Genomic DNA, 13119 nt, shown 5'->3' with positions numbered 1-13119 from the left:
AAACCATATCCATGGGCCAAGAAGCTGTTCGCATACGACAATCCGCAAACAGGGTAAACCTTGCGATCTGAATGAAGGTTCATGTTTTTCGCTGCGATGCATCATTGCCCCTTGACCGAAGGAAAACTTGCAGCGAATGTGCCGCCAATGTGCGTTACGACACCAAACGGGAGTGAAAAATGAACAAAGTCTACCCGGACGCAAAGGCTGCCCTGGAGGGCCTGACCTTTGACGGAATGACTGTGATGGCCGGTGGCTTCGGCCTTTGCGGGATTCCGGAGAACCTTATTGTGGCTCTGCGGGAATCCGGCGCCCAAAACATCACCGCGATCTCCAACAATGCCGGCGTGGATGATTTCGGTTTGGGCTTGCTGCTGCAAACCCGCCAAATCAAGAAAATGGTGTCGTCTTACGTGGGTGAGAACGCAACTTTCGAAAAGCAGTACCTCAATGGCGAGCTGGAGCTCGAATTCAACCCGCAAGGTACACTTGCCGAGCGCATCCGTGCCGGCGGTGCAGGCATTCCGGGTTTCTACACCAAGACCGGTGTGGGTACGCTGATTGCCGACGGCAAAGAGCACAAGGACTTCAATGGCGAGACCTACATCATGGAAACCGGCCTTGTGTCCGACGTTTCCCTGGTCAAAGCTTGGAAGGCCGACAAGGAAGGCAATCTGATCTACCGCAAGACCGCGCGGAACTTCAATCCGATGATGGCGACTGCCGGCAAGACCACTGTTGTGGAAGTGGAAGAGCTGGTTGAGGTCGGTGAACTCGATGCGGACAACATCCACACCGCCGGTATCTTTGTCGACCGCATCATTGTCGGCAGCCATGAGAAGCGCATCGAAAAGCGCACCACCCGCGAAGCCTGATCGAGTTGAGGAGATAAAAACATGGCCTGGACACGTGACGATATGGCCGCGCGCGCGGCAAAAGAACTTCACGACGGCTTTTACGTCAATCTCGGTATCGGCATTCCGACACTGGTTTCCAACTACATTCCGGATGGCATGCATGTCACCCTGCAGTCGGAAAACGGCATGCTCGGCATGGGCCCGTTCCCGACCGATGATGAGGTTGATGCCGACCTGATCAACGCCGGCAAGCAGACAATCACCGAATTGCCGCAGACGAGCTATTTCTCATCTGCCGACAGCTTCGGCATGATCCGCGGCGGTCACATCGACCTGTCGATCCTCGGCGCAATGGAAGTCTCCCAGAACGGTGATCTCGCCAACTGGATGATCCCGGGCAAGATGGTCAAGGGCATGGGCGGTGCAATGGATCTTGTCGCCGGCGTCAAGCGCGTCGTCGTCATCATGGACCACACTTCCAAGGCCGGCGATCCGAAGCTTCTGAAAGAGTGCACATTGCCTCTGACCGGCGTGCGCTGCGTTGACCGGGTCATCACCGGCCTCGGCGTTTTCGACATCACGCCGCACGGCCTGACGGTCGTTGAACTTGCTCAGGATGTTTCCCTGGATGAAGTCAAATCCAAGACCGAAGCGAACGTCGTCTGAGTATCGGAAACTGATGGTTTCCAATCTGCCGTCCCGGCCTCCGAGCCGGGACCTCGGGTAAATTGGTGAGGCCCCGGATCAAGTCCGGGGCGGCAGATGTGAGCGTCAAAGAGCTGGAAAACGCCCGCATTTTGTGGGCGTTTTGTTTGTTTACTCAGCCGCTGCGGCGGCGTTGCGCTCGGCGATGGGGCGAATGGCCGGGAAGTCCTGATCGGTCAGGGTTTCCTTGGTCAAAAGCAGCTCTGCGCCGGCATCAAGTTCGGACCGGTGATCGTTCAGTATCGCTTTTGCTCTTGCGAAGGCCGCCTCCACCCGGGCGCGGATTGCCAGGTCAATCTCCCGCTGGGTTTCTTCTGAGACATCCGCCCTGTCCGGCACAGGTTGGCCGAGAAAATTCTGCTGCGGGCTTGCATAGACGCGATTGCCGAGGCCGCCTTCCATGCCATAGCGCATCACCATGTCTCGGGCGACTTCGGTGACCTTCTGAAGATCATCCGACGCCCCGGTTGAAATCTCGTTGAAGATGATTTCTTCTGCCGCACGCCCGCCCATCAAAACCGCCATCCGGTTTTCCAGGTCCTGTGTGGACAGCAAGAACCGGTCTTCGGTTGGCCGCTGCATGGTGTAGCCGAGCGCGCCGATGCCGCGCGGTATGATCGAAATCTTGTGCACCGGATCGCAGCCTTCAAGATTGGCGGCAACAAGCGCATGGCCCATTTCGTGAAAGGCGACGGTCTTGCGCTCCTTGTCGGACAGGACGCGGCTTCGCTTTTCAAGGCCGGCAATCACCCGCTCAATAGCCTCGTTGAAGTCTTTGAGGGTGACAGCATCTGCATTTCTACGGGTCGCGAGCAGGGCGGCCTCGTTGATCAATGTCGCAAGATCGGCACCTGAGAACCCAGCTGTCAGTTGGGCAACCTGATCCAGGTCCGTATCCTTAGCTAGTGTGATCTTCTTGACGTGTACATCCAGGATTGCCCGGCGGCCGATTTTGTCTGGACGGTCGACCAGAACCTGACGGTCGAAACGGCCAGCGCGCAGGAGCGCCTGATCAAGGATCTCCGGCCGGTTGGTCGCGGCCAGCAAAATGATGCCGCTTGAGGGATCGAACCCGTCCAATTCGGTCAGGAGCTGATTGAGGGTCTGTTCCTTTTCGTCATTGGTGCCCATGGCACCACTCGACCGCGCACGCCCCAGCGCATCGAGTTCGTCGATGAATATGATCGCCGGTGCCGCCTTGCGCGCTTGTTCAAAGAGGTCCCGGACACGGGCCGCGCCAACACCAACGAACATTTCGACAAACTCGGACCCTGAAATCGAGAAGAACGGAACACCCGCTTCACCGGCAACTGCACGGGCAAGTAACGTCTTGCCGGTACCCGGAGGCCCCACCAGAAGAATGCCCTTTGGCACATGCGCGCCAAGCCGACCATAGGACTTCGGATCTTTCAGGAAATCGACAATCTCCTTGAGTTCCCGCTTGGCTTCATCGACCCCGGCGACATTTTCAAAACTGACCTCGACATCCGTCTCCACATAGACTTTCGCCTTGGACTTGCCGACGGTCATCATTCCGCCAATGCCTTGCTTTTCGGCGAACTTCCGGATGAAGAACATCCAAAGGCCAAAGAGCAGCAACACTGGCAATACCCAGGAGAGAATGTCCCGGATGAGCGTGCTCTCGATCACGCCAGTGAACTTCACATCGTATTTCGTGAGTTCTTCGGCGAGCGGCAGTTCTACGCGGGTTGTCACAAAATACTGTTTGCCGTCTTTCAATGGCTCCTTGAATTTGCCCTGAATGGTGTTTTCCTTGACGGAAATCTCCTCGATTTTCTTGTCCTTGAGGTACTGCTCGAACTGGCTGTAGGGGATCTCTTCAATGGTCTTGTAGGCCGTCCACCAGCTCTGAAAGGTCAGCACCAGCATCATTGCGATAAAGGCGTACCAAAGATTGATCTGGTGCTTCTTCTCCATGGGAAGGAAGTCCTCTAACCGTTGAATTTGACGAGGCCCATTGGTGGGTTTCGGCACAAGGGTGTCAAGCCGGTTGGCGGTCCCTTTCCCCGCCAACCGGTATGATGCCCAGGTATCTTTTCCCTCAAGTGGAGGTGCGATTAGATGCGCATGCGGGGCACATCATGTGGATCAAGCCGCAACTCGATCAGGATCGGTCCCTTGCGGTTTTCCAGTGCATTCAGCGCTGTTTGAAGCTCGTCATCCGAGCGGACTTCATAGCCCGTTCCGCCCAGCGATGTCGCGACCTCGGCGAAGGACGGCCACTGGAATGTCGTGAGGCTCGGGTCCATTTGACGATCGAGGAACTGGATGTGTTCCGCGCCGTAGGCAGAGTCGTTCGCCACGACGATGATAAGATCCAGCCCGAGGCGAACGGCCGTGTTGAACTCGTTGATGCCGCCCATCATAAAGCCGCCATCGCCGGTAAACAGAACAACCGGCCGGTCGGGGGCTGCGATCCCTGCGCCAATGGCTTCCTGAAGGCCAAGGCCAATGGAACCGAAATTGGCCGTGTTCACGAAACTGTTCGGATCCGGGGCGGAGATGCGGCACCAGACTTCTGTCATGAAGCGCCCGCCATCGGTGACAAGAACACGGTCTTTTGGGAGCGCAGCTTCAAACCGCTCCAGGGCGCCGACATAATTGACGAAACCGTCAGCCGTTGTTTTCTTGTCCACCGGATGTGCAGTCAATGCGGCCGTGTCGAGTTCGCGGGTGAAGCCACTTGCCGGAATTTCTGCCTCGTTGAGCCAATATAGGATTGTTTCGGCGGTCAGCCCGGCATCAGCAAGAAGTGCTGCGTCCGGGTGAAGTGCGCCACCGATGGCCGTCGGTTCGACATCCACTTGCACAATCCGCTTGTCCCTCATCAGTTTGCCGCGGTCGGTTGTGAAGTCGTGAAGACCAGTGCCGAAACAGACAATACAGTCTGTTTGTGCAATCAGATCGTAGGCTGCTGGCGTTGAGAGCGTCCCGAAAATATCGATGTTGTAAGGATGGTCCTGGAAGAGGCCCTTCGCTTTCAAGGTCGTTGCAAGCGGGGCTTCCAGCCGGTCGGCGAGTCTGATCAATTCGTCCCGCGCATCAATAGCTCCTCCACCGGCGAGGATCATTGGACGGCGTGCAGATGCGATCATGCCAACGGCTTCATCAAGAATGCCGCCTTCGGCAACACCGCCTGGAGCTGTAAAGACGTTCAGGATATGCTTTTCAAAAGCGGCTTCCTGCCACATGAAATCTGCCGGCATGTTCAAGATGATCGGTCGGCGTTCCACCTGAGCGCGGTAGAAGGCCCGCGCCACATCCATGGCGACCGTCTCCGGTGTACGCAGCTGCTCGAAACCCGCGCCCGTTGCCTTGATCAGCTCGCGCTGATCGATGCCTTGCAAGTGCCGCGGGTTTTCAGCTGGCGTGTCACCGGCAAACAGAACGATTGGCAGATGTCCGCGGACACCCTCCGTGATCGCGGTAAGACAATTCGTCAGGGCAGGGCCATGGGTCACTGTTGCAACGCCGACTGCGCCGCTCACATGGGTGTAGGCCAGAGCCATGAGGACCGAACTGCCTTCGTGAGCGGCTGGAACGAAGCGGCCACCGCAATCCCGCACAAAGCTGTCGACCATGAACAGATTGGCATCGCCCATCAGGCCGAACATGGTTTCAACGCCATGATCTTTGATCGCCCTGGCAATGGATTGATAGACGTGCAGCTTTGTCGTCACCGGTCGTACTCCTCATGAAATATTAGCTTACTCATAAACGATTTGTTCTGCGGGAACCGTGCATTTGCGGACAATGATCGGGGTAGAGTGCAATTTTCGTGCAGAACAAGGCGTTGGGTGCGGGAAACATGCGCTAGGCGCCTGTCTAGTCATTTGCTTCCTGCTGGCAAACCGGGAACGAGGGAGAGGGGGCCGGCAGATCCTTCAAACCTGGTTTCAATGCGGATTTTAAAAACTGGAATGTTAGGTTCCGATTTTACTTGACCCAGCCTCAGATTTCTATACTTGAGAGCGCAGGTCATGTTTTGTCCTAACGAAATAACAGGGAGTGCCCAAATGCCTTCATTCCGTTCAACCGTATCCCGCTCCGGTCTGGCTGCTGCGTTGTTGATCGCATCATCCCCGCTTGCCTTGGCGACCGGTGAGCTGAACCTCTATTCATCGCGCCACTACGATACAGACGAGCGTCTGTACTCTGATTTCGAAGAACAGAGCGGCATCAAGATCAACCGCATCGAAGGTAAAGCGGATGAACTGCTGACCCGTATGGAAGCTGAGGGCCAAAACAGCCCGGCCGACATTCTGCTGACTGTCGACACGTCACGCCTTGAGCGCGCGAAGGGCATGGGCCTTCTTCAGTCCGTCGAGTCTCCTGTTCTGGAACAGCGCCTGCCGGGTTATGTGCAGGACGATGACAATCAGTGGTTCGGCTTCTCCCAGCGCGCTCGCATCATCTTCTATGACAAGGAGAAAGTTGCTGAGCCGCCGCGGACCTATCAGGATCTGGCAGATCCGAAATACAAAGGCATGATCTGTATCCGCTCATCGTCCAACGTCTACACACAGACCATCACGGCCGCTCTGATTGAGCACCTCGGTGAAGAGGCCGTGAAAGACTGGGCAACAGCAGTGGTGGGCAACTTTGCCCGTGATCCGCAAGGCGGCGACACCGATCAGCTGCGCGGCATTGTCTCCGGTGAATGCGCGATCGCCATGTCCAACACCTATTACTTCGGCCGTGCGCTTCGCAAGCCGGTCAAGGGACTGTCTGACGATGTTGCCAAAATCGGCTGGGTCTTCCCGAACCAGGACAATATTGGCGCGCACATGAACCTCTCCGGCGGTGGTGTTGCCAAGCACTCCCCGAACAAGGAAAACGCCATCAAGTTCCTCGAGTATCTGGCATCTGATCAGGCACAGCAGTACTTCTCTGCCGGTAACGACGAATATCCGGCTGTCCCTGGCGTCGGCATTAGCCCGTCTGTTGCTCAGCTTGGTTTCTTCAAGCCGGATGATGTGGATGCATCTGCAATCGCGGAAAACGTACCGGCTGCCCAGAAACTCCTCAACGAAGCTGGCTGGAAATAACAGGTTCACCTGCACAACGCAGGTGAGTTTAGCAGAGCCCCTTCGCGCAGCCGCGCGGAGGGGTTTTTCCGTTCGGCATTTGGCGCGACGGATCGACTGCGCGAGTTCAGGCCGGATCTAGCGCGGCCAGCATTGAAACTGAGAAGGTTAGACCGCAGTAGGCCGGCTTGATTGCCGGCCTGGGCGCCGTGCCAGAGCCTTGCAAAGCAGGATGACGGGAAGCAATCCGACAGCAACGATTACCAGCGACGGTACCGCGGCACCTGACAAGCGCTCATCGGATGCCAGCCTGTAAGCCTGAACGGCAAGCGTGTCGAAGTTGAAGGGGCGCATGATGAGGGTCGCGGGCAGCTCCTTCATCACGTCCACAAAAACGATCAGCATTGCTGTGAAGACAGTCGGGCGCAGAATTGGGAAATGGACGCTCCAGAGCATGGTCATCGGAGATCGCCCGAGCGTCCGGGCAACGGCATCGGTCGTCGGGTGTATCGTCGAGAGCCCAGCTTCGACCGTGTTGAGGGCCGCAGCCATGAACCGGACCATATAGGCCATAACCAGCACCGTGATCGTGCCGGTGAACAAAAGTCCGGTCGATATGCCGAACCAGTCGCGCATCAAACCGTCGATGCCATTGTCAAGTGCAGCAAACGGAACAAGCAGACCGACCGCGATCACGCCGCCGGGAACCGCATAGCCAATACGGCTGACATGCGCGGCTGACAGCGAGAGCCTGCCCGGATTAAGGCGCAGGTTGAACGCAACCAGCATGGCTGCAAGGACCGTCACAATAGATGCAACACCGGCGAGGATGATCGAATTTGTAATGAAGCCGATGTATCTGCTGGAAAACAAGTCTTGCTCGGACGCGAAGCTCATTTCGAACAAGAGCACCAGTGGGAGTATGAATCCAAAAAACACCGGCGCACCGCAAGCGGCCATTGCGCCGAGTTTTGCCCAGCCGGTCAGCTGCGTTGGCGGCACTCGTTCGATCCGTTTGCCGGCGTTATGGTGTTTCGAAGCGCCGCGCTGCATTCGTTCCAGGATCGCGATGAATAAGGCGAATGTAAGCAGACACAGCGCCAATTGGGCGGCACCTCCGCGGTCAGCAAGAGAAAACCAACTCGTATAGATGCCGGTCGCAAACGTCTGAATCCCGAAATAGCTCACGGTTCCGAAGTCGGCGATGGTCTCCATCACCGCCAAAAGCACGCCGCCGGCGATTGCCGGACGGGCCATCGGCAGGGAGACAGTCCAGAAGGCGCCCCACGGGCCGCGGCCGAGGGACCGGGCTGCGAGCGTCGCCGTTGCGGATTCCTGTAAGAAGGCTGTGCGGGCCAAGAGATAAACATAAGGATAGAGCACCAGGGTCAGCATCAGCGCCGCCCCTTCTACGCTCCTAATTTCCGGGAACCAGTAGTCCCGCGGTCCCCATCCGGTGACATCGCGCAAGAAGGTCTGGACCACGCCTGGATGATCCAGAAAGTCGGTATAGGCATAGCCCATGACATAGGCCGGAAATGCGAAGGGAAGAGCCAGTGATATCTCAAAGAAGCGAACCCCTGGAAACCGTGTCATGGTCACGAGCCAGGCCGTGCCGGTCCCGATGATCGCGGTAAAGACGGCCACGAGCACCATGAGCGCCAGTGTTGTCAACATGTACCGAAACAGCACCGTGTCGATCAGATGAGACAGGGTATCGAAGGAGCCAAGCGCTGCTGCGATCGCGACCGCCATCATAGGCAACAGACACATTGCGCCAATGATGACCGTGCAAATGATCAGCGTTCGGCTGCCCATGGCAGACCGTGTTCTGAACCACTTCGTCGCCGACAAACTGAAGCTGAATGTGGAACTGGACAGGATCTAACCTCAGCCGGAAAGCTATTTCGTTACTTGAACCTGACCAACCTCTTCGAGATTGCTGGTTCACGCAGCATTGGTTTTGTGCAGCCGAAGCCTCTCACAATGCCGATAAGCGTGGTGTTAACTGGCAAATAAGAGCCAAAAGGTCAAGTTATGTTGAGGTCGTGTCATTCTGACAGCACCCGTTCGGTCGGAAATGTGATCTCAACCAGCGTCCCCTGATCCGGCGTGGAATCAATATGGAACTGGGCCCGGTTGGCTTCTGCCAATGCCTTGGTCAATGGCAGACCCAGCCCGGTACCGCCGCCACGGCGGGCCGTATGGACCTGGCGGAATGGTTCCAAAGCGGCGGCCAGCTGCTTTGGGTTCATCCCCGAGCCAGTGTCACGGACACGGATGGAGACTTCGCCATTAGGTTCCAGTGTGGTCGACAAAATCACTTGTCCACCGGACTTGTTGTATTTGATCCCGTTTGAGAGCAGGTTCAGTACGATCTGACGCAAGGAACGCGGATCGGCCACAATATTCGGTACTGCATCCGGCAGGCTGGCCCGAATGATGACCCGTTCGCGGTTCGCTTGCGGCTGCATGAGAGCGACGCACTCATTGATGATGTCGTTGGCGGAAACGGCTGAGAATTTCAGATCCTGTTTGCCGGCCTCGATCTTTGAAAGATCCAGAAGATCATTGATCAGGCTCATGATATGCGAGCCCGAAGTCCGAATGTCCTTCAGGTAATCCTTGTACCGGTCGTTGCCGATCGGACCGAACCGTTCTTCCATCATCACTTCGGAGAAGCCGATAATCGCGTTGAGCGGCGTCCGGATTTCGTGGCTGATCTTGGCCAGAAAGTCGGATTTCTGGGAGCTGGCATTTTCGGCCTGACGCTTGGCTTGTGTCAGTTCTTCTTCGGCAGTTTTCCATTGGGTGATGTCTCGTAGAACCACGCAGAATTTTGTATCGTCCTTGTCGCCGATCCGGCCCATTGTCATGAACAGCGGGATCAAACCACCGGTTGGCACCTTGCCCAAGACTTCCCGGCCATCATTCAAGATGCTGGCAACGCCGTTGCGCGCCAGGCCGTCTAGATAATCTTCGGCGGAACGATGGCTTTCCGGTGCGAGGAACTCGATGAACGGAGAACCAATCATCTCGCCGCGGCTGGCGCTGAACAGGGCCTCCGCGGATCCGTTGACCTTCAAGATTGTGCCACGCTCATCCAGCACAAGAACACCGTCGGTGGCGGTTTCGAGGATGGTTTCCATCTCGGAGATTTGCGTCCGGGCACCATCCAGTTCGCTGCGGACTTCTTTGAAGAAATTCGGCGCTGCTCCTTCTGAAGCCGCCGGTGCAGGCTTGTTGAACCGTTCGGTGATCGAAATCATGAGACCGCGGCTTCCGTTCCAAGGTACGGAGTGCATGTGGGCATCCACTGAGCGCACGCCGCCATCCGCGAGCCTGACTTTCATGGTTTCGTCGAGTTCGCCTACCATGCCGTCTGCATCCGGCAAATCTTCGGCCTCGTCAATGAACAGAGCTTCAAGGCCGCCCGCTTCGGTCAACTCACTGATCGCGCCATATCCCAAGATGCTCAAGAGCGCCTTGTTAGCGTAAAGCACGTCCCGGTCATGTGCGATAGCGATGCCGATTGGCAGCCGATCCAAAAGACTCGGATCAATTGGTCCAGCTTCGGGCACTTCCGGCGGCAGATCGGGAAGATCTTCTTCGCGGTTGTCAGTTTCATCCGCATCCGGTTCATCCCAGCCTTCGAGGTCGCCTTCCAGCCGGGCACCAAGCGCTTCGGCGATCTTACGGAACGCTTGACGTTCCGGACGCGAGAGACCGGTTGTATCGACCGGAACAACGCGCGGGTTGACTGTTGCAAGCGGGATGACATTGTCGGAAGAAGGCTCTGGTTTCAGGATTTCGGCGGTGTCGGTCGCCTTGAGATCTTCCTCAAACTCGGCCGCGAGTTCTTCGGCTTCAAAGGCGGCAGTTTCCTCAAAAAACTCACGCTCTTCGTTTTCTTCCAGATCAGTGCTCAAAAGACCGGCATCGAAGTTGGCTTCATCTGCTTCATCGTCTTCGGCAGCAACCTCAACATTTGCCACCTCATCGACAGCCTCTTCGAGGTTATCGCTGCCGGCGTCGACCGTTTCTGCAGCCGTATCTTCGTTGACGTCTCGATCTGTCGCCGGAATTTCCGTCTCGGCCTCAGCAAAGAGATCCTGTTCCGCTGCGGGTTGGCGTTCTTTCTTGAATGACTTCTGAAGCGAGCGGACAGCCGTTTCGATCTCTGAGGCGTCAAGCGGGGCTGGCCCTGAAATACCTGCAGGTTCTGGTGCCTCATCGGATACTGAGCCGGCTACCACATGCTGAATGGTTTCTGCAGCTTCGGGCTTCCGGAGATCTGCGATCTCTGGTTCCTGCGCAGACGCACTGTTTGCTTTGACCGCTTCTGACGGGCTATTCGTACCGTCGTCGTCAGCTACTTTCTCAATGTCGCTGTCGATTTCCGGCGTTTCCAGGTCGAGAACATTGCCGGACACGCCCTGTTGGAGCGCTGCGTCCATTTTCATGGCAGCTTCAAGAGGCGAGTTCGGCTCCTCCGCAGTATCGTCAATGGTCGTTTGTTCGTCCGACAGCGGCTCGTCTGATAGGCTTGCAGACTGGTCGACTGCTTCTTCTGCCATAGCCGGTGTGTGTGGTTCGGAGGACGTTTGCGCGGAGCCATCCGAGAAGCGTGACAGGGAGCCAACCAACGCTGCCGCGCTCGCACCAATTGCCATCTTTCCAGCCAAAGCGTCCGGTTGCTTGGGTTTCAGGTCTTCCGCTGCCGGGACGGGCGGGGCTTCGATTTCAGAAACCTCGGATTCCTCAACCGAATGCTTGTCAACAACCTCATGATGATCATCAACCGGTTCGGTTTCATTTGATGCGTGAGCATCTTCTTCGTCAGCTTCAGATTGCCCATCGTCCAAATGCTCGTCAAACGCAGCCATAGCGGGGCTGAGCGCGGCGATCCTTGCGCCGGGTTTGGCATCGGCCGCACGGCAAACACCAAACCCGCGGTAGCCTTCGAAAGTCCGGTTACGGTCAAAAGCCGGAAGTGCCGCCATGTCAACGGGGACGCGCAGGGCAGCGTCCGTGACTGGCCAGTCAACGGTCTTGCCGCTCCATGTGTCGCGGCGGTCAAGCGCTCTCGCGATGCTGCCGCGCGGGTCGAGATCAAACCGGTTGGCAACCTCGGCCCAGGTCAGTCCGACAATATCCGCGCTGGCTGGTCCGACAACGTTGGCAAACTCGTCGGAGAGGAACGTAAAACGCTGGCTGATGTCCATCTTCCAAGCAAAGCGGACAGGACGCCGGCCAGGCTGGAATACGAATTCGGGTTCTTCCTCATCCGCAGCAGGACCATTCTCTGGTGCATTGGAGCTTGCATCAAGATCTTCCGGTGCCCCCAACGCGGGGGCGCTGTCTATCAGGGCAGCTTTATCCGCAGTATCTGCAGGTTCCTGCGCCTGGTCGTCCCCATCTGCGGGGGGCTGGACAGCCTCGGCTTCGCTATCAGGGCCCTCGGCAGCGGCGTCAGTGGCTATCTCAAGGTTGTCTTGGGTTTCTGCAGTTTTGTCTTCGGGATCTGCCGCAGCCATGGAAGGCAGCGCTTCTGCAGCTTCCTCGAGTACATCTGCGCGCGCCCACACAGATCCTGCCGGGTCAGTCGTGACATCAACTTCATCTGAAGAAATGTCCAAGGGCGCTGCATCAACTTCTGGCCCTTCAACCTCTGGCGTCTCGATCCGCTCATTGTTCAAGGCGATCAGTTTCTGGTCTTCGGAGAGTTGAAAAAGCGCGCCATCGTGCAGTGCGCCATCAAGTTCAATCGGGCCGAACACAGCGTTATGTCCGTCCAGCGGGGCAATGTCCTCCGGTGTACCGGTCAAAGACCCATAGTTCGCAGAGACAAGGCCTCTGTCGGTGACGAACACAGTTACGTCGCTGTTGCTCACAAGCTGAGCGAAGGTCACGACCGGGTCCTTAGTTGTCGAGAAGCCTTTGTCAGCACAAATTATGAGGGCTGCTGCCGATCCGTCCTCAAGAACAACCTTTTTACACTGACAGGTGAGGAGCATCACGCGCAGGCCACGATAAAAGCGCAGCCGGTCGATGCTGAACCGATCTTCAAATCCGGAGGCCGCGATACGCGCAATGTGCGGGCGGGCCGGTGAGCGCTCGAGCGAATTCAAGTTCGCCAACGCAGAAACGGAGTCCGCTGAGAAGAATGCTGCACCAGCGGCATTCGCCCACAAGACGCGGCCGCCGTCAGATGACCATAACCAGGCTGCGCGCCGATCCGCCACAAGCTCGACCAGGTCGGTCGTGCCTGTCAGGTCTAGAAAGGTACGGGTCTGATGGTCCATGCTCTGCTCCAAAGGATCAAGTGGCACCGGGCGCACGACGCTATAACCCAGCATTTTTCAGCAGCGTTAACACTCTGTTAATACCGGGAAACAGCGTCACCGTCCACGATAAGCATGGTTGCTAAAGGGGTTACATGAAGGCGTGGTTAATCGGCAGGTGCGAATTTGCGGCACTGCCATATGCATGTTACGAATTTTTGGCAT

Annotated in this window: 7 protein-coding genes; 3 read left to right on the top strand and 4 right to left on the bottom strand. The window is 57.0% G+C overall.

The window, feature by feature from the left end:
• Positions 1–179 precede the first annotated feature (179 nt).
• A complete protein-coding gene (locus SADFL11_RS13890) occupies positions 180–875 on the top strand; it encodes a CoA transferase subunit A (protein WP_008190021.1) in 696 nt (231 codons plus the stop codon).
• A 21-nt stretch (positions 876–896) separates the two neighbouring features.
• Positions 897–1523, top strand: coding sequence for a CoA transferase subunit B (locus tag SADFL11_RS13885; protein ID WP_008190858.1), 627 nt, complete (start codon positions 897–899; stop codon positions 1521–1523).
• A gap of 150 nt (positions 1524–1673) precedes the next feature.
• On the opposite strand, the gene ftsH is transcribed toward SADFL11_RS13885, so the two are convergent.
• Complete coding sequence (ftsH, locus tag SADFL11_RS13880) at positions 1674–3500, bottom strand: ATP-dependent zinc metalloprotease FtsH (protein ID WP_008192351.1); 1827 nt, start codon at positions 3498–3500, stop codon at positions 1674–1676.
• A 140-nt stretch (positions 3501–3640) separates the two neighbouring features.
• Positions 3641–5263: a thiamine pyrophosphate-binding protein gene (locus tag SADFL11_RS13875; RefSeq protein ID WP_008195014.1), complete on the bottom strand. Its 1623-nt coding sequence runs from the start codon at positions 5261–5263 to the stop codon at positions 3641–3643.
• Between the two features lie 336 nt (positions 5264–5599).
• On the opposite strand from SADFL11_RS13875, the gene SADFL11_RS13870 reads away from it, so the two are divergent.
• Positions 5600–6631: a Fe(3+) ABC transporter substrate-binding protein gene (locus tag SADFL11_RS13870; RefSeq protein WP_008192274.1), complete on the top strand. Its 1032-nt coding sequence runs from the start codon at positions 5600–5602 to the stop codon at positions 6629–6631.
• Positions 6632–6778: 147 nt separating this feature from the next.
• On the opposite strand, the gene SADFL11_RS13865 is transcribed toward SADFL11_RS13870, so the two are convergent.
• Entirely contained in the window at positions 6779–8428 is a 1650-nt protein-coding gene (locus tag SADFL11_RS13865; RefSeq protein ID WP_050776040.1) for an ABC transporter permease, read from the bottom strand.
• Positions 8429–8661: 233 nt separating this feature from the next.
• Positions 8662–12915, bottom strand: coding sequence for a PAS domain-containing sensor histidine kinase (locus SADFL11_RS25605; RefSeq protein ID WP_008188614.1), 4254 nt, complete (start codon positions 12913–12915; stop codon positions 8662–8664).
• Positions 12916–13119 lie beyond the last annotated feature (204 nt).

It is taken from the genome of Roseibium alexandrii DFL-11, from assembly GCF_000158095.2.
GTDB classification, from domain to species: domain Bacteria; phylum Pseudomonadota; class Alphaproteobacteria; order Rhizobiales; family Stappiaceae; genus Roseibium; species Roseibium alexandrii.
Note: the sequence above shows the minus strand (reverse complement) of the source record. Positions and strands in the feature narration are given on the sequence as shown.

What these genes read in the sequence shown, in the direction of transcription:
- SADFL11_RS13890 (WP_008190021.1), top strand. Translation starts at nt 180, where the DNA reads ATGAACAAAGTCTACCCGGACGCAAAGGCTGCCCTGGAGGGCCTGACC.
- SADFL11_RS13885 (WP_008190858.1), top strand. Translation starts at nt 897, where the DNA reads ATGGCCTGGACACGTGACGATATGGCCGCGCGCGCGGCAAAAGAACTT.
- ftsH (WP_008192351.1), bottom strand. Translation starts at nt 3,500, where the DNA reads ATGGAGAAGAAGCACCAGATCAATCTTTGGTACGCCTTTATCGCAATG.
- SADFL11_RS13870 (WP_008192274.1), top strand. Translation starts at nt 5,600, where the DNA reads ATGCCTTCATTCCGTTCAACCGTATCCCGCTCCGGTCTGGCTGCTGCG.
- SADFL11_RS13865 (WP_050776040.1), bottom strand. Translation starts at nt 8,428, where the DNA reads ATGGGCAGCCGAACGCTGATCATTTGCACGGTCATCATTGGCGCAATG.
- SADFL11_RS25605 (WP_008188614.1), bottom strand. Translation starts at nt 12,915, where the DNA reads ATGGACCATCAGACCCGTACCTTTCTAGACCTGACAGGCACGACCGAC.